At 73.1% G+C, this 18,156-nt stretch carries 16 protein-coding genes; 11 read left to right on the top strand and 5 right to left on the bottom strand.

Features of this window, described 5'->3' with window-relative positions; genetic code table 11:
• Window positions 1–619 precede the first annotated feature (619 nt).
• Window positions 620–793, top strand: coding sequence for a hypothetical protein (locus ABD371_RS17180; protein ID WP_344477857.1), 174 nt, complete (start codon window positions 620–622; stop codon window positions 791–793).
• Between the two features lie 72 nt (window positions 794–865).
• Here ABD371_RS17180 and ABD371_RS17175 read toward each other — a convergent pair whose 3' ends face one another.
• Both ABD371_RS17175 and ABD371_RS17170 read right to left on the bottom strand, forming a co-directional pair.
• The gene (locus tag ABD371_RS17175; protein WP_344477767.1) at window positions 866–2,278 is read right to left on the bottom strand and encodes a lipase maturation factor family protein; all 1,413 of its coding nucleotides are present in this window, start codon (window positions 2,276–2,278) and stop codon (window positions 866–868) included.
• Window positions 2,256–2,831, bottom strand: a complete 576-nt coding sequence (locus ABD371_RS17170; protein ID WP_344477849.1) for a DUF1990 domain-containing protein — start codon at window positions 2,829–2,831, stop codon at window positions 2,256–2,258. Before ABD371_RS17170 ends, ABD371_RS17175 begins: the two co-directional genes overlap by 23 nt.
• A 210-nt stretch (window positions 2,832–3,041) precedes the next feature.
• On the opposite strand from ABD371_RS17170, the gene ABD371_RS17165 reads away from it, so the two are divergent.
• The 4 genes from ABD371_RS17165 to ABD371_RS17150 all read left to right on the top strand — a co-directional run bounded on the left by ABD371_RS17165 (window position 3,042) and on the right by ABD371_RS17150 (window position 8,766).
• On the top strand, window positions 3,042–4,175 hold the full coding sequence (locus tag ABD371_RS17165) for a DUF6777 domain-containing protein (protein ID WP_344477765.1): 1,134 nt from the start codon (window positions 3,042–3,044) through the stop codon (window positions 4,173–4,175).
• 49 nt (window positions 4,176–4,224) lie between these two features.
• Entirely contained in the window at window positions 4,225–6,345 is a 2,121-nt protein-coding gene (locus tag ABD371_RS17160) for a SpoIIE family protein phosphatase (protein ID WP_344477763.1), read from the top strand.
• A gap of 170 nt (window positions 6,346–6,515) precedes the next feature.
• A complete protein-coding gene (locus tag ABD371_RS17155; protein ID WP_344477761.1) occupies window positions 6,516–7,856 on the top strand; it encodes a wax ester/triacylglycerol synthase family O-acyltransferase in 1,341 nt (446 codons plus the stop codon).
• 37 nt (window positions 7,857–7,893) lie between these two features.
• A complete protein-coding gene (locus ABD371_RS17150) occupies window positions 7,894–8,766 on the top strand; it encodes an Fpg/Nei family DNA glycosylase (RefSeq protein WP_344477759.1) in 873 nt (290 codons plus the stop codon).
• A gap of 22 nt (window positions 8,767–8,788) precedes the next feature.
• Here the strand turns inward: ABD371_RS17150 and ABD371_RS17145 are convergent, their stop codons facing one another.
• A complete protein-coding gene (locus ABD371_RS17145; protein WP_344477757.1) occupies window positions 8,789–10,246 on the bottom strand; it encodes an FG-GAP and VCBS repeat-containing protein in 1,458 nt (485 codons plus the stop codon).
• Window positions 10,247–10,398: 152 nt separating this feature from the next.
• Between ABD371_RS17145 and ABD371_RS17140 the strand changes: the two genes are divergently transcribed.
• The 5 genes from ABD371_RS17140 (at window position 10,399) to ABD371_RS17120 (ending at window position 15,112) form a co-directional block, all read left to right on the top strand.
• Window positions 10,399–11,184, top strand: coding sequence for a LytR/AlgR family response regulator transcription factor (locus tag ABD371_RS17140; protein ID WP_344477755.1), 786 nt, complete (start codon window positions 10,399–10,401; stop codon window positions 11,182–11,184).
• 176 nt (window positions 11,185–11,360) lie between these two features.
• Window positions 11,361–11,630, top strand: a complete 270-nt coding sequence (locus ABD371_RS17135) for a hypothetical protein (RefSeq protein WP_344477753.1) — start codon at window positions 11,361–11,363, stop codon at window positions 11,628–11,630.
• A 103-nt stretch (window positions 11,631–11,733) separates the two neighbouring features.
• Window positions 11,734–12,114 carry a hypothetical protein gene (locus ABD371_RS17130; protein ID WP_344477751.1) on the top strand — a complete coding sequence of 127 codons (381 nt, stop codon included), beginning with the start codon at window positions 11,734–11,736 and terminating at the stop codon, window positions 12,112–12,114.
• 41 nt (window positions 12,115–12,155) lie between these two features.
• Window positions 12,156–13,886, top strand: a complete 1,731-nt coding sequence (locus ABD371_RS17125) for a sodium/solute symporter (RefSeq protein WP_344477749.1) — start codon at window positions 12,156–12,158, stop codon at window positions 13,884–13,886.
• Entirely contained in the window at window positions 13,883–15,112 is a 1,230-nt protein-coding gene (locus ABD371_RS17120) for a sensor histidine kinase (RefSeq protein WP_344477746.1), read from the top strand. Before ABD371_RS17125 ends, ABD371_RS17120 begins: the two co-directional genes overlap by 4 nt.
• A 31-nt stretch (window positions 15,113–15,143) precedes the next feature.
• Here the strand turns inward: ABD371_RS17120 and ABD371_RS17115 are convergent, their stop codons facing one another.
• Window positions 15,144–15,665: a hypothetical protein gene (locus ABD371_RS17115; RefSeq protein WP_344477744.1), complete on the bottom strand. Its 522-nt coding sequence runs from the start codon at window positions 15,663–15,665 to the stop codon at window positions 15,144–15,146.
• A gap of 225 nt (window positions 15,666–15,890) precedes the next feature.
• Window positions 15,891–16,469 carry a sigma-70 family RNA polymerase sigma factor gene (locus ABD371_RS17110; protein WP_344477742.1) on the bottom strand — a complete coding sequence of 193 codons (579 nt, stop codon included), beginning with the start codon at window positions 16,467–16,469 and terminating at the stop codon, window positions 15,891–15,893.
• A 314-nt stretch (window positions 16,470–16,783) separates the two neighbouring features.
• Here ABD371_RS17110 and ABD371_RS17105 point away from each other — a divergent pair, with 314 nt between their 5' ends.
• Window positions 16,784–18,034 carry a CapA family protein gene (locus tag ABD371_RS17105; RefSeq protein ID WP_344477740.1) on the top strand — a complete coding sequence of 417 codons (1,251 nt, stop codon included), beginning with the start codon at window positions 16,784–16,786 and terminating at the stop codon, window positions 18,032–18,034.
• Window positions 18,035–18,156: the final 122 nt, after the last annotated feature.

Genomic DNA, 18,156 nt, shown 5'->3' with positions numbered 1-18,156 from the left:
GGAGGGAGTCGTCGACGAGGCGCGCCCCGGCGAGCGCCTCGTCCACCGGCTCTCCCCGCTGCTCCCGTACGGCGGCCTCGTCTTCACGGCCCTGCTCGGCCGGGTCAACGCCGAGGGATTCCTCGGTTTCTGGCCGACCGTCATCGGCGCGGACCGTGCCTGTTCGAGGACGGTATCCCCGCGACACGATGGGCGCTCGTCAGCCGGAGCGCGGGCGAGCACGGCACCCCGGCCCTCGTCTACGACAGGATCCGCTGAGCCGGGCGACCCCGGCGGGGCGGGAGCGCCCGCGCCGGTCACCCGGACGGTCCAGTGCCGGGTCACTCCCTCGGCGGAGAGGCCGGTTACTCCATTCGGGTTCCGGATCAGGCCGACAATACGACCACAAATCCCTTATAGGGATGGCTCGTTGGCCTGAATTAAGCGGAATGTGAGGCCCCATCGAGCGATGCTCTGCTCATTTGGTTAATCTGAGGTGCATGGACGCCACCAAAGGGCTCACGAAAGCCCCTTGGCCGTCCTGGGACACGTCTGCAACCAGGCCGCGATCCCGCCAGAGAGCCGGCGCCACCGCGACCGAACCGCCCTGTCCCAGTTACGCGACACAGAGGAGTGCGCGGTGACAACTGAAGTCAAGAAGCACGACCATCGACCGCCGGAACGTATCCGCGAGCGGGTTCGCCGGCCCGATGAGCTGGGCAGCCTGGAAGTCTGGGCCCGATCGGCGCCGATCCGGCTCGCGGGGTACGAGGAAGACCTCGCCGAGCCGCACATCCTGCAGGGCGTCGACTGAGCCCGCACGCCACGGGACTGCCCCCGCCACCGCCATGGCGGGGGCAGTCCCGTGCCCGGGCCCTCTGCCCGCTCAGCGGCTCAGCCGGGTCGGCCGCAGATACTCCCGTACGAAGGTGCGGTGCCACCAGGCCCCGGTGGTCCGAAGCTCCCGCCAGGTGGTGAACCGGTACCGGTAGAGCCGGGCGCGGACGTGGGCGGGGGGTGCGTCGGGGAAGGGGTTGTGCGCCAGCAGTCGCAGGGTGTCCCGGTCGTTCTCCAGGAGGCGTTGTACGAACGGACCGAACCAGGGGCGGGCGTAGACGGGGGAGAGCGCGGCGAACCACATCATCCAGTCGAGCCGCAGATGGTAGGGGGCGAACTGGCGGGGGAGGCGGCGCACGTCCGTCGGTTTTCCCTTGAAGCCGTACTCCCGCCAGACCGTGCCCTCGTGCGGTCGGGTCTCGTCGGTGCCCTCCACCACCAGCTCCATGCGGACCCGCCCCACTGTGCCGAAAGCGCCGTAGGCGTTGACCAGATGGAGGGAGTCGTAGGAGCGGTTCATCTGCTGCCGCCGGGAGAGCAGATTGCGTGCGGGGCGGTAACTCAGCACCAGCACGGCACCGGTGACCGCGATCACCGTGATCTCGTACCAGAGTGGGAACGGGGGAGGGTGTGCGGGCGGGGCGGTGAGGCGGGAGAGGTCCATGGCGGAGAGTGCGAGGGCGATGGTCAGCCAGTTCAGCCAGGAGAAGTTGCCCGAGAGCACCAGCCACAGCTGGGTCAGCACGATGGCGGCGGCGGCGAAGGTCGCCACCGGCTGAGGGGTGAAGAGCAGCACGGGCAGGACCAGTTGGACCGTATGGCTGGCGGCGGCCTCGGCCCGGTGCAGCGGCCGGGGCAGCCGGTGGAAGAACCAGCTCAGTGGGCCCGGCATCGGCTGGGTCTCGTGGTGGTAGTACAGACAGGTCAGATCGCGCCAGCAGCGGTCTCCCCGGATCTTGATCAGGCCCGCGCCGAACTCCACCCGGAACAGCACCCAGCGCAGCAGGAGGAGGACGAGCACGGGGGGAGCGGTTCGCTCGTTGCCGAGGAAGACGGCGAGGAAGCCGGTCTCCAGCAGCAGCGATTCCCAGCCGAATCCGTACCAGTTCTGCCCCACATTGACGATCGACAGATACAGCACCCACAGGACCGCCCACCAGGCCATCGCCGCCGCGAGCGGCAGCCGGTCCGCAGCGCCCGCCACCAGGGCCGCCGACAGCGCCGCCCCGGTCCAGCAGCAGAGTGCGAACAGCCGGTCGGAGTAGTACGGCCAGAAGAGCCCGGGAGCGTCCCGAAAGCGCGTCCGGCGGACGAACTCGGGCACCGGAAGCATGCCCTTCTCCCCGATCAGCGCCCGGAACTGCAACGCGGCGGTGAGGAAGGCGACCAGATACACGGCGGCCAGGACCCGCTGGAAGACCAGCCGGCTCAGCCAGTAGTCACCGTCGACGAACCACTCCATCACCACCAGTATCAGGGTGGGCGGCGATCCGGCGCACGGTGCGGCCGAGCCTTCGGGCGTACCACCGCTGGAACAGCGGGACGAGCGGCCCGGCCGCGCGGCTGTACCAGCGGGCCGGACGGCTGAAGGCCGTCACGGTGAACCACACCGAGCCGTCGTCCCGCAGCTCCACCACGAACGACTCCTCGCCGCACTCGGGATGGCCGGTGAGCGTGCCGTAGCCGAAACCGGCCCGCCGGCCGTCGTCCACCGCCCACACCACCTCGCACCGGCCGCCGAGCCGCAGCGGGCCCGTGCCGAGGGAGAGTTCGACCCGGACGCCGGGGTCGGCCCGCTCCGAGGACGCGCGCAGCCGGATCCCGGAGAGCCGGTGCATCCGCCAGTCGAGCACGGCCGCACCGGCTGCCTCGAAGACCGCCCGGCCGTGCCCCATCGGCGCGGTGTGGCGCAGATGGCCGTAGCCGTCGGGGAGCGGTTCGGAGCGGGTGGCGCCGACCTCCTGGTAGGTGAGCGCCCGCCGGACGGGCGAGGGCCGTCCGGCGGACGGGCACATGGGCCCGACGGCCGCCCCGACCCCCGAGCGGACCACTCTTCCGATCAGGCTGACCAGCACTGACATCCCCCGTGCCCTCCAGATCTGAACGTGTTCAAGTGTTGTGGCCCCGAGCGTACGCACCCTGCCCGGGGCGTTCAAGTGGCGGGGGCGGTGGGAGTCCGGCAGAACTTGAGGGACCGAAGCAGGGTGAGAAGGCGGGAGAGGCACGTGCGTTCCAATCGTCGTCGCGACACCGCGACGCGTCGTCGCCGGTACCCGGAGCGCGGCCGATGGCCGCGCCTGCCCGAAGCCCCGGGCCGCCGGCCCGTGGTCGTCGCGATCGCCGCCGGGATCTGTCTCGCGCCGCTGCTCGCCGGCTGTGGGACGGGCCCCGCCCCCGCGCCCCCCGCCGGCGAGGAGGTGATCCTCCAGCCGGTCGCCGCCCGGGGCCCCGACCCGTACACCGAATCGACGGTCCGGTCCCTCGCGGCCCCCGAGCCCCGGCCGCCCGCGCCGAACGCCGGGACGCGCGGAGCGCCGCTGCGCGGACAGACCCTGCGCACCCTCTCCGGCGGCACGCCCGGCCTCTACGGCGGGGTCGAGTCGGTCGGCAGCTGCGACGCCGAACGCCAGCTCGATCTGATCGGCGAGGACCGGGGCAAGGAGCGCGCCTTCGCCCGGGCCTCCGGGGTCTCCCCGGCGGGGCTCGCGGGCTTTCTGCGCGAACTGACCCCGGTCGTGCTGCGCACCGACACCAGGGTCACCGCGCACGGCTACCGGGCCGGTTCGGACGTCGCCCGGCAGGCCGTGCTCCAGGCGGGCACCGCCGTGCTGGTCGACCCGCGCGGTGTGCCGCGCGTCCGCTGCGCGGGCGGCAACCCGCTCCGGCCGCCGGTCGCGGCGGAGGGGGCCGTGGTCCACCGGGGCAGGCCCTGGGCCGGGTACGCGCCCGAGCGGATCGTCGTCATCGAGCCGTCGGACCGGGTGGCCGGCCATCTGGTGCTCGCCGACGTCCTCGACAGCGGCTGGATCGACCGGGCGACCGGGACCGACGGGGAGCGGGACAGCAGGCCCGAGCTGCTTCCGCCGGGCGATGCCCCGGACAACCTCTACAGCTATCCGCCCGCCGAATCGCTGTCGCGCACCCCCGCCCCGGCCCCGACGGCCCCGACCCCCGCTCCGCCACCGCCGCCGGTGGCGTCCGTACCGCGTACCGCCGAGCCCGTCCCCGAGCCCGTCCCCGACCCCGCCCTCGGTGACGACCTCGAACAGGACGGGGAGCCGGACGAGGACCTGGACGTGTACCTGGAAGAAGACCTGGACCCGGGCCTGGACGAGGGCTCCGACGTCTTCGCGGGCTGAGAGACCACCGACAGTCGAAGAATCCGACAAATGATGACAGAGTGGCTCCATGGTTGAGCGGGCGGCGGGGGCCCCGTCGCTTCCCGACGACTGGCCGGCGGGCCCGGAGGCGATCCTCGCCCTCACCCGTGTCGGCAGCTTCGACTGGGACCTGGCGAGCGGGCTCTGTCATCTGGACCGGACGGCCCTCGAGGTGCTCGGGCTGCGGCCGGGCGACTACGACGGCCGCCGGGCCAGCCTGACCTCCCGGATGCCGCCGGGCGAGGCCGCCCGGCTGGACGCGAAGGTGGCCAGCGCGCTCAAGGACGGCAGCGAGCACTACGGCGTGTACTTCCGCTTCCGCCACCCCGACGGCACTCTGCGCTGGACGCACACCCAGGGCCATGTCCACCGGGACGGCACCGGCCGCCCCCAGAGGATCGTCGGCACCGTCCGCGACGCCACGGAGGAACTGGCCGACTCCGCCGCCCGGATGGAGGCCGAACCGGCCCGCAGACGGCAGACCGGGGTGGTCGAGTCCACCACCGCCGCGCTGGCCCACGCCCGGACGGTGAAGGACGTGATCGACGTCCTCCAGGACGTCCACGGACTGGAGCACTTCGGGGCGGCCAGTCTGGTGATGGGCCTGCTGGAGGCGGGCGGCAGGATCCATCTGGTGGCGGAGGGCCCGCAGGCGGCGTTCATCCCCGGCACCCGCTACACCCATGTCGACGACCAGTACCCCATGAGCGAGGTGGTGCGGACCCTCGCCCCGTGCTTCATCGAGTCCCGCGAGGAGTTCGAGCGCTCCTTCCCCGTCCTCTGGCCCCATCTGGCGGGGCTCGGCATCACCTCCGCCGCCTATCTGCCGCTGATCGCCCAGGCCCGCCCGATCGGCGCGCTCGGACTGCTCTACAGCGACCGCACCGGATTCAGCTCCGAGGAGCGCGATGTGCTCGTCGCGCTCGGCAGCAGCATCGCCCAGAGCGTCCAGCGGGCGATCCTCTACGACCAGGAGCACGATCTCGCCGAGGGGCTCCAGCAGGCGATGCTGCCGCGCCGGATCCCCGAGGTGCCCGGCGCGCAGATCGCGGTGCGCTACCGCTCGGCGCGGATGGGCCGGGACATCGGCGGCGACTGGTACGACATCATCCCGCTGCCCGGCGGCCGGGTGGGCGCGGTCATCGGCGACGTACAGGGCCACGACACCGACGCGGCGGCGGTGATGGGACAGCTGCGGATCGTGCTGCGGGCCTACGCGGCCGAGGGCCACACCCCGGCCACCGTGATGGCCCGCGCCTCCGTCTTCCTCCACGAGCTGGACACCGACCGGTTCGCGACCTGTCTCTACGCCGAGGCGGACCTGTCCACCGGGGTGATGCAGCTGGTGCGCGCCGGTCATGTCGATCCGCTGCTCCGCGACACCGACGGCAGCTGCCGCAGAATCCCGGTGGAGGGCGGGCTGCCGCTCGGGCTCTCGGCCGAGTTCGGCCGGCTGGAGTACCCGGTGTCCACCGTGGAGCTGGACCCGGGACAGACCCTGCTGCTCTACACCGACGGCCTGGTCGAGCAGCCCGGCTTCGACCTCGACGACGGGATGCAGCTACTGACCGCGATGGTGCGCGGCGGGCCGCGCGATCTCCAGCAGCTGGCGGACCGGCTCTGCGAGGTGGTGGACGAGCGCGGCGGCGACGACGACGTGGCGATGCTGCTGCTGCGCCGGCGGGGGGCGTTCACTCCGCAGACGGGTGGCCGGCTCCAGCAGCATGTCGCCCAGAACGACCCCGAGGCGCTGGTCTCGGCCCGCCACATGGTCCGTTCGGCGGTACGCGCCTGGGGGGCCGGGGAGCGGACCGACGAGATCGAACTCGCCGCCGACGAGCTGATCACCAACGCGCTGCTGCACACCGACGGTGGGGCGATCGTGACGGCCCGGGTGCTCTCGGGGGTGGGGCGGCGGCTGCGGATCGAGGTGGAGGACCGCTCCAGCGCGCTGCCCAGACGGCGGGACGCGGGGGAGTCCGGGGTCTCCGGGCGCGGTCTGCTGCTGGTGGACCGGCTGGCCGACACCTGGGGTGTGGAGTCGCGCGGCACCGGAAAATGTGTGTGGTGTGAATTCCGGGTCGGAGCCCGATCGGGTCAGCGACGGACGGGCCAGGGACGGTCTGGTCAGGGACGGTCGGAGGACTGAGTGAATATCAGCTGGATATTTTATCTTGATTGAACGTGAATTGATCATACTTGGCCGCAATCGACCGAAGGCGATTGACTGCGGTTCTCCGGCCCGATAGGACATTCCTCCTGACGGCATCGATGGACACCGTTCCCTCCGGACGCGACGTCCGAGGACATGAGGACACCGTGAGCAGCGAGCTTCTCGCCCCCCTGGACCTGGCCTTCTGGCATCTGGAGTCCGACGGGCACCCCATGCACCTCGGCGCGCTCGCCTTCTTCGCCCCGGCGGACCGCCACCGCGGCGGCCACGACGTCATGGAACTCCTGACCGCCCGCACCGCCGCGATCCGCCGGCTGCGCATGCGGGTACGGGACGTCCTGCTCCCGGTCGGCGGCGCGGCCTGGCGGGCCGACAAGGAATTCGACGTACGACGCCATGTCCACCGGCTGCGGCTGCCGGGCGGCGACTTCCCCGCCGAGGCCGCCGCGATCGCCGGGGAACTCATGGAACGGCCGCTCGAACGGGGCCTGCCGCCCTGGGAGATGCATCTCCTCACGGGCCGGCCCGGCGGGGAGTTCGCCGTGCTCGTCAAACTCCATCACGCCCTCGCCGACGGAATGCGCGCCGTCGACATCGGCGCGGGCGTCTTCGACGAGATCGCCGCCCCGCGCGCCGCCCGCCTCCGCCGGATGCGGACCCCGCCCGACGAGCCCGGGGCCGCCGACCCCAGACGGCTCATCGGCTTCGCCCGCGACCGGATCGACGACCTGGGACGGGCCGTCGGCGTCGGAGCCTCGATCGTCCGGGCCAGCCGTCTCGACCCGCGCGGGCTGCCCGCCCTCTCGGCCGGGCCCAGCGGCACCCGCAGACTGGGCACCGCCCGGCTCGAACTGGAGGATGTGCGGCGGGTGCGCCACGTGGCCGGCGGCACGGTCAACGACGTACTGCTCACCGTGGTGTCCGGTGCGCTCCGCCGCTGGGCGGCGGAGCGCGGTGAGCCGCTGCCCGCCCCCGGGCCGCGCGCCCTGGTCCCGGTCTCCCGCCGCCGCCCCGGCTCCCCGCCCGGCTCGGCCAACCGGCTCTCGGCCTATCTGCTGGAGCTGCCGGTCACCGAGCCCGACCCGCGCGCCCGGCTGGACGCCGTCCGGACCGCCATGGACCGCAACAGGGCGGCCGGCCCGCTGCGCGGCGCGGGGGCCCTCGCCGTACTGGCCGACCAGCTCCCGCCGCTGGCCCACCGCTTCGGCGCACCGCTCGCGGGCGGCGCGGCCCGGCTGCTCTTCGACCTCCTCGTGACCAGCGTCCCGCTGCCGCGCTCGGCGCTCTCCCTGGGCGGCTGTCCGCTGAGCGCGATCTACCCGATGGCCCCGCTGGCGCGCGGGCAGTCCCTGGCGGTGGCGCTGACGATCTACGGGCGGCGGGTGCATGTGGGACTGGTCGCGGACGGCAAGGCGGTGCCGGACCTGGACCGGCTGGCCCAGGGCCTCGGCGAGGAGGTCGCCGAACTGCTCCGCCTGACCCGGTGAACCTGCGCCCCCGCCGCCGCCACGGCACCCTGGACGCATGCCCGAACTGCCCGAAGTGGAATCCCTCAGAGAGTTCCTCGACAGCCATCTCGTGGGACAGGAGATCGCCCGGGTCCTGCCGCTGGCGATCAGCGTGCTCAAGACCTACGACCCGCCACTGGGCGCCGTCGAGGGCACCCGGGTCACCGCCGTCGCCCGGCACGGCAAATGGCTGGACATCACCGCCGGAGAAGCACCGGACGCCCTCCATCTGGTCGTCCATCTCGCCCGCGCCGGCTGGCTCCGCTGGCAGGACGAGTTCCCCGCCGCGCCGCCCCGGCCCGGCCGGGGCCCGCTCGCCCTGCGTACCGTCCTCGCCTCCGGCGGCGGCTTCGACCTCACCGAGGCCGGTACCGCCAAGCGTCTCGCCGTCCATCTCGTCCGCGACCCCGCCGAAGTCCCCGGCGTCGCCCGCCTCGGCCCCGATCCGCTCGCCGCCGGATTCGACCGGGACGCCTTCGCCGCGCTCCTCGCGGGGGAGCGGCGGCAGATCAAGGGCGCGCTCCGCGACCAGAGTCTGATCGCGGGCATCGGCAACGCCTACAGCGACGAGATCCTGCACGCCGCGAGGATGTCCCCGTTCAAACCCGTGCGCAATCTCGGCGAGGACGAGATCACCGCCCTGTACGAGGCTCTGCGCGGCACCCTGGAAGAGGCCGTCGCCCGCTCCCGGGGAGTGGCCGCCGGCCGGCTCAAGGCGGAGAAGAAGAGCGGTCTGCGCGTCCACGGCCGCACCGGCGAACCGTGCCCGGTCTGCGGCGACACCATCCGCGAGGTCTCCTTCAGCGACTCCTCGCTCCAGTACTGCCCCACCTGCCAGACCGGCGGCCGGCCGCTCGCCGACCGCCGGCTCTCCCGCCTCCTCAAATAGCCCGCCCGGCCGGGCGGGTGCCTCAGCCGGCGAGCACCTGGCCGAAGTACGAAAGACCGGCGGCCCCGCCGACCTGGGCGGCGCCGAACGAGGTCGAACCGGTGGCGGTGACACCGCTCTTGTCGGACGGGAAGAGCCAGACCGAGCCCGCTCCGTCGTTCTCGGCGTACGCGCCGACCACCAGCTCCGCGCGGCCGTTCCGGTCGCTGTCCATGAGCCTGACGGCGGCGCCGAACTGGTCGTGGGCCTCGGCGGTGCCGGGGACCCCCGCCGTGTTCTGCGTGAAGCTCTTGGCGCCGGTGCCGGTCAGCCCGCCGCGAGAGCCGCGCAGCACGGTGACCGTGCCCGTCGCCCGAAGGCTCCCGGTGGCCTCGCCGATCGCGCCGATCGCGACATCCGCGTACCCGTCGCCATTGGTGTCACCGGCGGACACGCTCCAGCCGAACCGGTCGCCCTTCGCGGCGGTGCCGGGGACCTTGGCGGTGTCCTGGGTGATACGGACCGGGGTACGGGTGGACAGCCCGGCGGCGCTGCCGTAGGTCACCGTGATCGCGCCCCCGGGGCCGCCGTTCGGCTCGTCGGCGGACTTCTCCATGAAGTTGCCGGTGATGATGTCGCCGAAGCCGTCCTTGTCGACATCGGCTATGGCCGCCTCGTAGCCCCCGGCGACCTTGCCCGCGCTCTTGAGGCCGGACTTGCCCCCCTTGTACAGAACGCTGCGTGTCAGGTAGTTGTCGCCGCTCGACTGCTGGCCCATCACCAGCAGGTCGGTCGCGCCGTCGCCGTTGACGTTCCCCGCGAAGATGCCGGCCGCGCTGACGCCGGTCTCGTTGTCGGTGTCGATATTGGTCCGGCCCGCCGCCTTCCCGGAACGGGAGACCGGGCCCTTGAAGATGTTCAGCGTGGGCATGGAGTTGTTGAGGGCGGCGAGATCGGTCCGCCCGTCCCCGTCGAAGTCACCGGCGGCGACGCCCCAGCCCAGCTCGTTCCGGTACTCCGGCAGCGGCGAGGCGAGGTCGACGCCCGACTTCAGCCCCTTCGGGCCGCCCCAGACGACGGTGAGGACGCCGTAGGAGTCCGTGCTCCCGATCCGCTCGGAGTGCACGCCGACCACGAGATCGGTGTAGCCGTCACCGTCCAGGTCGCCGGTGGTGAGACGGTCGCCGAAGTAGTCCCCGCTCTCGGGTGTCCCCGGAATGCCCTCGGTGGCCTGGCTGATGATGGTGCGCCTGGACTTGTCGAGGCCGTTCTTGGTGCCGTAGACGACGGCCACGTACCCCGCCTTCGCCTTCCCGCCCGCCTTCCCGAGCGGCGCGCCGATCGCGAGGTCGCGGTACCCGTCGCCGTTGAAGTCGCCCGGCGTCCCGGCCGGCGCGGCGGCGGCCCCGCCTCCCGTGGCGAGGATCAGCCCGCCGACGAGGGCGGCGGACGCGGTGGTCGCGATGGTGGTGCGGAGGTGCTGTCGCTGTCGCTGTCGCATAGGTGTCTTCATTCTTCCTGCGCTGTGGTGACGGACGCCTCGGCGGCCGTCGGAGAAGCCCTTGTCCCGGTGTGACCGCCGAGAGCCCCCGGAGGTTGTACGGAATCCGAAGGGCCCGGGACTTCGCGGAGGGACGTCCTAGACTCCGCACCATGCTGCGCGTACTGGCCGTGGACGACGAGAGACCGGCGCTCGAGGAACTGCTCTACCTGCTGCGGTCGGACCCCCGGATCAGCCGTGCCGAAGGGGCCACCGACGCCACCGAGGCCCTGCGCCGCATCAGCCACGCCCTCGACGCGGGGCCCGGCGGCGACGAGGGGATCGACGTCGTCTTCCTCGACATCCACATGGCCGGACTCACCGGGCTCGACGTCGCCCGGCTGCTCGCCCGCTTCAGCGAACCGCCGCTGATCGTCTTCGTCACCGCCCACGAGGGCTTCGCCGTCCAGGCCTTCGACCTCAAGGCCGTCGACTATGTGCTCAAACCGGTCCGCAGGGAGCGGCTCGCCGAAGCGGTGCGGCGGGCCGGGGACCTCGTCGGAGCGGCGCGCGAGCCCCGCCCGCCGCGCGCCGGGCCGCAGGCCCCCGCCCCGGTGCACAGCGCCGCCGAGCAGATACCCGTCGAACTGGGCGGGGTCACCCGCTTCATCCCGATCGACGCCGTCACCTATGTCGAGGCCCAGGGCGACTACGCCCGGCTGCACACCGAGAACGGCAGCCATCTGGTCCGGATCCCGCTCTCCACCCTGGAGGAGCGCTGGGCCTCGCGCGGCTTCGTCCGCATCCACCGCAGCCATCTCGTCGCCCTCGCCCGGATCGACGAACTCCGTCTGGACGCGGGCACGACCACCGTACGGGTGGGCACGGCGGAACTGGCCGTCAGCCGCCGGCACTCCCGGCAGCTGAGGGAGCTGCTGATGCGCCACCCCCGGAGCTGACCGGCCGCCGCCGCCGTTCGTCGCGGAGCGGCGACCGCTCACCGCGCCCCGGCCGCCGTTCACCACCCCGTACACCCGCCCGGCGACCGCCGTCCCCCGTCGGCCGAGCCGCCTCCCGGATTCACCGTGCGCCGACTCGCCGGAGGCATAGCCTTGGCCGGGGAGTGAGGGGTCCGATGACCGACATCGAAGCGCTGCTGGAGGAACTCCGGAACCTGCCGGCGACCAGGGTGTCCGGCGCGCATGACGTCGAAGCCGTGCTGACCCGCGTCAGAAGCGCCGCCGGGCGCTGGGCCGATGTGCTCTACGAGATCCATGAATCCGCCCAGGGGCTCGTCGGCCCCCGCGCCGAGGCCGCGCTCGCGGTCGCCTTCCGGCGGGCCGAGGAGTCCTATGTCGAGCTGGAGATCGCGCTGAGCGCCTGCTCCCCGCCGCCCCGGCACTGAACCCGGGTCCTCTGCCTTCCGGCAAATCCCCTGCGTAGACTCCCCCATGCCGCCCGGGAGCCCTCCGGGAAGAACCGCCGAGAGACGCTGGAGCGGACGGACGATGTCTGCGGAACAACGCCCCCGCCGCGAGGTGGTCACCGGTGTGCCCCGCGCCGCCGGACGGGCCCCGGGCCACGCCCACGCCAGGTCCGAGATCACCGAACACACCACCCTCGGCACCACCTACGTCCGCTCCCTGATGCGCAGTCAGCTCCGCGCGGGGCTCTGCGCCCTCGCCTCGCTCGCCCTCCTCGTCGGCACACTCCCCCTCTTCTTCGCCCTCCCGGCGGCCTTCGACGACGGCTCCCCGGCGCCCGGCGCGGTCGTCTGGGCGGCCCTCGGCGTCGCCGTCCACCCCCTGATGTGGCTCACCGCCCGCTGGTACGTCCGCCGGGCCGAGCGCAACGAGCGGGACTTCCTCGGGCTCGTCGAAGGGCGCTGACCCATGCACCGCACCCACCGGCCCGAAGGCGGCGACCGCCGGTGAACCAGGCGTACGCGGTGACCGCCGTCGCCGCCGTGGTCCTCGCCACCCTTCTCATCGGCGGGCTCGGCCTGCGAATATCCCGTACCACCTCCGACTTCTACGTCGCCTCCCGCACCGTCAACCCCGGCCTCAACGCCGCCGCCATCAGCGGCGAGTACCTCTCCGCCGCCTCCTTCCTCGGCATCGCGGGACTGGTCCTGCTCCAGGGCCCGGACATGCTCTGGTACCCCGTCGGCTACACCGCCGGCTATCTCGTGCTGCTGGTCCTGGTCGCCGCCCCGCTGCGCCGCTCGGGGGCGTACACCCTCTCCGACTTCGCCGAGGCCCGGCTCGAATCCGCCGCCGCCCGCCGGATCGCCAGTCTCTTCGTCGTCGGGATCGGCTGGCTGTATCTGCTGCCGCAGCTCCAGGGCGCGGGACTGACCCTGGAGATCCTCACCGGCGCGCCCGGCTGGGCGGGCGGCCTGATCGTCGCCCTGGTCGTGGCCGGCGCGGTCGCGGCGGGCGGCATGCGCAGCATCACCTTCGTCCAGGCGTTCCAGTACTGGCTCAAGCTCACCGCGCTCCTGGTCCCCGCCCTCTTCCTGATCGCCGCCTGGACCGGCGACGACGCGCCGCGCGCCCGCTTCGACGCCCCCGCCGTCCTGCGCGAGCACACCGAGGTGCGGATCGAGGACACCGTACGCGTCGAACTCGACCGCCCCCTCACGCTCACCGTCTCCGGCTCGGTCGACGGCGAGGAGCACCACGGGCGCACCCTCACCCTCGCCGAGGGCGGCCACCGCGTCGGGGCGGGCACCGTGCTCGGCCTGCCCGCCGGCGCGCGGGTGCCTGCCCGTGTCACTTCGGAGACCGACCCGGCGAGCTGGTCCCAGCCGCTGTCGGCCGGGGACGGCCACGGCCTGTACGCCACCTACGGACTGATCCTCGCGACCTTCCTCGGCACGATGGGACTGCCGCACGTCGCCGTCCGCTTCTACACCAGCCCCGACGGCCGCGCCGCCCGGCGCACCATCCTCGCGGTCCTCGGCATGGTCGGCGTCTTCTATCTGCTGCCGCCGGTCTACGGCGCGCTGGGCCGGATATACGCCCCCGAGCTGGCCCTCACCGGGGACGCGGACGCCGCCGTGCTGGTCCTGCCTGAACGGATCATCGGCGGGACGGCGGGCGAACTGCTCGGCGCGCTGCTGGCGGCCGGCGCGTTCGCCGCGTTCCTGTCCACCGCCTCCGGGCTGACCATGTCGGTCGCCGGAGTCATCTCGCAGGACGTGCTGCCCTCGCGCGGGGTACGCCACTTCCGGCTGGCGACCCTGCTCGCGATGGCGGTGCCGCTCGCCGTCAGCGTCGTCGCCACCCATGTGCCGGTCGCCGACGCGGTCGGGCTCGCGTTCGCCGTCTCCGCCTCCTCCTTCTGCCCGCTGCTGGTGCTCGGCATCTGGTGGCGGCGGCTCACCCCGCCGGGAGCCGTGGCGGGCCTGATCGTCGGCGGCGGATCCGCGCTCACCGCCGTGATGGCGACCCGGGCCGGAATCGCCCCCGAGGGCTGGGCCCACACCCTGATGGCCTGGCCCGCCGTCTGGTCGGTCCCGCTGGGCTTTCTCACCATGATCGCCGTCTCGCTGGCCACCGCGCGCAGACTGCCGCCCGGCGTGGAGGCGACCCTCGCCAGACTCCACCTCCCGGAAGATCTCACCGGCCGTCACCGGCCAGAAGGAGCGGGGCGATGACGGGCACGGCGATCGCGGCGCTGACCGCCGCCGGACTGGTCCTGCTCGTCGCCGGAGTCCTCCTCGGCAGAGTGCTGGAGCGGCGCGCCGCCGGACCCGACCTCGATCTCGGCACCCCCGTCGAACGCGCCACCTTCCACACCCTGCACACCGCCTCCCTCGCCGCGCCCCCGCTGCGCGCCGGGCTCACCGAGGACACCGCGCGCAAGGCCGTCCGCCGGCTGCGCCCCCTGCTCGGCACCGAGGCCCTGTGCCTCGCCGACCGCCAGTCCGTGCTCGCCTGGGACGGACCGGGCCGCGACCACCACGAACAGCTGGTCATGGCGCGGGTGGCGCAGATGCTCGACTCCGGGCGCAGCCAGAGCGTGCAGAGCGAGTGCGCGGATCCGCAGTGCCCGCTGCGGTGGGCCGTCATCGCGCCGCTGACCGGCGAGGAGGGCGTCCTCGGCGCGCTCGTCGCCCATGGTTCACGGGAGTCGGCGGTGCTGGTCAGGGCGGCCACCGAGGTGGCCCGCTGGGTCTCCGTACAGCTGGAGCTGGCCGAACTCGACCGCTCCAGGACCCGGCTGATCGAGGCCGAGATCAGAGCCCTGCGCGCCCAGATCTCCCCGCACTTCATCTTCAACTCGCTCGCCGCGATCGCCTCGTTCGTCCGCACCGACCCGGAGCGGGCGCGGGAGCTGCTGCTGGAGTTCGCCGACTTCACCCGCTACTCGTTCCGCAGACACGGCGAGTTCACCACGCTCGCCGACGAACTGCGCTCGATCGAGCAGTATCTGGCGCTCGCCGGGGCCCGCTTCGGCGACCGGCTGAAGCTCACCCTCCAGATCGCTCCGGAAGTGCTGCCGGTGGCCCTGCCGTTCCTCTGTCTGCAACCGCTCGTGGAGAACGCCGTCAAACACGGGCTGGAGGACTCCCCGGGCGTCTGCCGCATCACCATCGCGGCCCAGGACGCCGGGGCGGAGGCCATGGTGACCATCGAGGACTCCGGGGTGGGCATGGACCCGGCCGTGCTCCGCCGGATTCTCGCGGGGGAGCGGACCGGTTCCCCGGGCATCGGCCTGTCCAATGTGGACGAGCGGCTGCGCCAGGTGTACGGGGACGATCACGGGCTGGTGATCGAGACGGGCGTCGGGGCGGGGATGAAGGTCACGGTGAGGGTGCCCAAGTACCGGGCGGGGGTGCACTCCTCGCCCGGCCGCCGGGCCCCGGGCGGAGCGGACTGAAGAGCGAGCCGGTCCCGGCGGCCGTCCGGCGTCAGAAGAGGTGGATGGCGAGATGGCTCAGCGGCAGTCCCAGCTGCCAGGCCGGTGTCCAGATCTGCTCGTACTCGTCCACATGGGCGTCGAGCGGCACCGCCGGGTGCCAGGGCTCCTCGTCGCCGAGGTCGGTGGCGAGCAGCTCGGTGGCGCGCAGCCACCGCCAGGACTGCCGGGCGAACGCGAGATCGGGGTCGTACCCGCCGTCGAGGTCCCGCTCGCACTCCTCCCGGGCGGCCATGCGCTCCCGTACCCAGTCCGACCAGGGGTGGCCGTAGGAGGTGAGGGTCAGCCACTCCTCGATCCTGGACATCGCGCGGACCCCGGCGAGTTCGTCGGAGGTGTCGCAGAGGTAGATGGTCAGGGCCAGCGTCTCCCGGCCCGCCCGGTACTCGAGCGATCCCCCCTCCACGAGCGCTCCGGTGCGGAGCATCTCGTCCGCCACGTATTCGGCGCAGAACCACGCCATGGGGATCGCCGGCGCGCCACCGCCGGTGCCGTCCGTACCCTCGGGGTGCACCCGTCCCACCTTCTTCCGTGCGCGTGCTCGTGCGGGCCTCGTCGTCTCGCGCCCAGAGACGAGCCTCCTCCGACTGGCATGGTTCGCGGCGGGTGTTTACCCAACTTCGGCGTGTCGATTCGCGCGGGACCGCACGGTTTCCGTGGCCCGAGGGGGAGGGGGGTACGGGCGGGATGTCCGGGACGCCGGTGACGGAGCCGCCGGACGGGTGCGGGCCGCTCGCGCTCATGCCCGTCCGTGCCCGGGGGAGCGGTGCGAGCGCGCGTAGCCGGGCAGACCCCGGGAGAGGGCGCGCAGGGCGTAGTGCGAGCGCGACTTGACCGTGCCGGGCGGTATGCCGAGCGCCTCGGCGGCCTCGCTGACGCTCAGTCCGTGGAAGTAGACGCTGATCAGCACCGCCCGGTGCTCGGGGCTCAGGGAGTCGACCGCCGCGCGGACGTCGAGCGCGGCGACGGCCTTCTCGGCGGGGTCGGCGGGGTCCGGGGTGGCGGCCAGCGCTCCGTCGCCGATCTCGACGGGGCGGGCCAGCCGGGAGCGGCGCGCGTCGATCGCCAGCCGCCGGCCGACGGTGAAGAGCCAGGGCCGCATGGACTCGTACGGGCGGCGGAACGCCTCGGGGTGCTGCCAGGCGCGGACGAGTGTCTCCTGGAGCAGATCCTCGGCGCGCTGCTGGTCGCCGTAGGTCAGCCCCTGGAGGAAGCTGAGCAGCGCGGGGCCGTGCTCGCGCTGGACCTCCGCCATGGTCTGCTCGTCGGTGGTCCGCTCGGCTGTGGTCGCTGAAGCGGGCGCGGTCGCGGTCGCCATGGCCAAACATCCTTTCGCGCGGAGTCGCTGTTACCTGGCTCACTGGTCTGGGGCGTATCCGAACGCATCGGGGCGCTCGGGGACAGACGGGCTCGCCGGGCCGTCGGCGAGCGGTCGCGGTGGAGCGGCGAGTGGTGCGCCGAACGGTTGGCCGGATCGGGACGGTCGGGGAACGGGCCGCTGAGCGGCAGTGAAATGGATGGCTGGGGTCCGTTTCAGTGACCGTGGCGGCTGTGACGCTTGACTCCGCACCGCCCGCGCTGTGCATTCACATAGTCATATTTAATGTGAATTGCAGCGATTGGGAGTCCCCCATGACACGGCAACCGAGCCGACAGTCGGCACTGCGGCCCGCACGGCGGCCGATCCGGCAGCCGGGACGAGGCCGGTCACCGCGCGCCCGCGCCGCCGCCCTCACCGCCGCCGCCCTCCTCGCGGCCACCGCCTGCGCGGGCCCCGGACGGCAGACCGACCCCTCCGCGCGGCGCTCCTCCCCGGCCGCCACCGCCGAACCCGCGCCCGCGCGCGAATTCACCCTCGTCGCCAGCGGAGACGTGCTCCCGCACGACTCGATCATCGACCGGGCCCGGACGGACGCGGGCGGCGACGGCTACGACTTCGCCCCCATGCTCGCGGCGGTGCGCCCGGTCGTCTCCGCCGCCGACGTGGCGATCTGCCACATGGAGACCGTCTACGGCGCGGACGGCGACTACAGCGGCTACCCCGCCTTCACCTCCCCGCCCGAGGTCGCGGCGGGCCTCGCCGCCACCGGCTACGACGCCTGCTCCACCGCCTCCAACCACTCCCTGGACGACGGCGCCGAGGGCATCCGCCGCACCCTGGACGCCCTGGACGCGGCGGGCGTCGCCCACCACGGCTCCGCCCGCACCGCCGCCGAGGCGAACACCCCGGCATGGCTGAGGGCGGGCGACGCGAAGGTGGCCCAGCTCGCGTACACCTACGGCACCAACGACTACCCGCTGCCCGAGGGCCGCCCCTGGGCGGTCAGCCCGCTCGACGAGGAGAAGATCCTCGCGGACGCCCGGGCCGCCCGGCGGGCCGGGGCGGACGTGGTCGTCACCAGCCTCCACTGGGGCACCGAGTGGCAGACCGACCCCGACGAGCGGCAGCTGTCCCTGGCCCGCTCGCTCACCGCCGCCACGACGGCGGGCCGCCCCGACATCGACCTGATCATCGGCACACACGCACACGTCCCGCAGGCCTACGAGAAGGTGAACGGCACCTGGGTGATCTACGGCATGGGCGACCAGGTCGCCGGGCCGATGTTCGACTACACGGGCGGCTACGACGCGCGTGGCAACCAGGGCTCCATCGGCCGCTTCACCTTCGCGCCGCCCGCCCGGCCCGGCGGGCGCTGGACGGTCCGGAAGGCCGAGTTCATCCCCCAGTGGTTCGACACCGGCACCGGACGGCTGGTCAATCTGCCGGACGCGCTGGAGCGCGAGGGGGAGCGGGACGACTACCGGGAGACCCAGGACTCCATCGCCGCCGCCGTCCTCGGCAGGGGCGCGGCCGCCGACGGGCTCACCATGGCGACCCGCTGACCGTCCGCCCGCCTCACCCCTGCCCGCCTCACCCCGCCCGGTCCGCCGCACAGCAGTGGGCCCTTCGCACGACTGCTCCCATCGGGTGCTTTCGTCCACCGGCGCGTGTTGATCATCATTCT

It is taken from the genome of Streptomyces amakusaensis, assembly GCF_039532665.1.
GTDB classification, from domain to species: Bacteria; Actinomycetota; Actinomycetes; order Streptomycetales; family Streptomycetaceae; genus Streptomyces; species Streptomyces amakusaensis.
The sequence above is the reverse complement of the archived record's forward strand: the minus strand, read 5'-3'. Positions and strand labels throughout refer to the sequence as shown.

Excerpts from the sequence above, each read along its gene's own strand:
- ABD371_RS17175 (WP_344477767.1), bottom strand. The coding sequence starts at position 2,278 with ATGGAGTGGTTCGTCGACGGTGACTACTGGCTGAGCCGGCTGGTCTTC.
- ABD371_RS17170 (WP_344477849.1), bottom strand. The coding sequence starts at position 2,831 with ATGTGCCCGTCCGCCGGACGGCCCTCGCCCGTCCGGCGGGCGCTCACC.
- ABD371_RS17160 (WP_344477763.1), top strand. The coding sequence starts at position 4,225 with ATGGTTGAGCGGGCGGCGGGGGCCCCGTCGCTTCCCGACGACTGGCCG.
- ABD371_RS17150 (WP_344477759.1), top strand. The coding sequence starts at position 7,894 with ATGCCCGAACTGCCCGAAGTGGAATCCCTCAGAGAGTTCCTCGACAGC.
- ABD371_RS17145 (WP_344477757.1), bottom strand. The coding sequence starts at position 10,246 with ATGCGACAGCGACAGCGACAGCACCTCCGCACCACCATCGCGACCACC.
- ABD371_RS17140 (WP_344477755.1), top strand. The coding sequence starts at position 10,399 with ATGCTGCGCGTACTGGCCGTGGACGACGAGAGACCGGCGCTCGAGGAA.
- ABD371_RS17135 (WP_344477753.1), top strand. The coding sequence starts at position 11,361 with ATGACCGACATCGAAGCGCTGCTGGAGGAACTCCGGAACCTGCCGGCG.
- ABD371_RS17130 (WP_344477751.1), top strand. The coding sequence starts at position 11,734 with ATGTCTGCGGAACAACGCCCCCGCCGCGAGGTGGTCACCGGTGTGCCC.
- ABD371_RS17120 (WP_344477746.1), top strand. The coding sequence starts at position 13,883 with ATGACGGGCACGGCGATCGCGGCGCTGACCGCCGCCGGACTGGTCCTG.
- ABD371_RS17110 (WP_344477742.1), bottom strand. The coding sequence starts at position 16,469 with ATGGCGACCGCGACCGCGCCCGCTTCAGCGACCACAGCCGAGCGGACC.
- ABD371_RS17105 (WP_344477740.1), top strand. The coding sequence starts at position 16,784 with ATGACACGGCAACCGAGCCGACAGTCGGCACTGCGGCCCGCACGGCGG.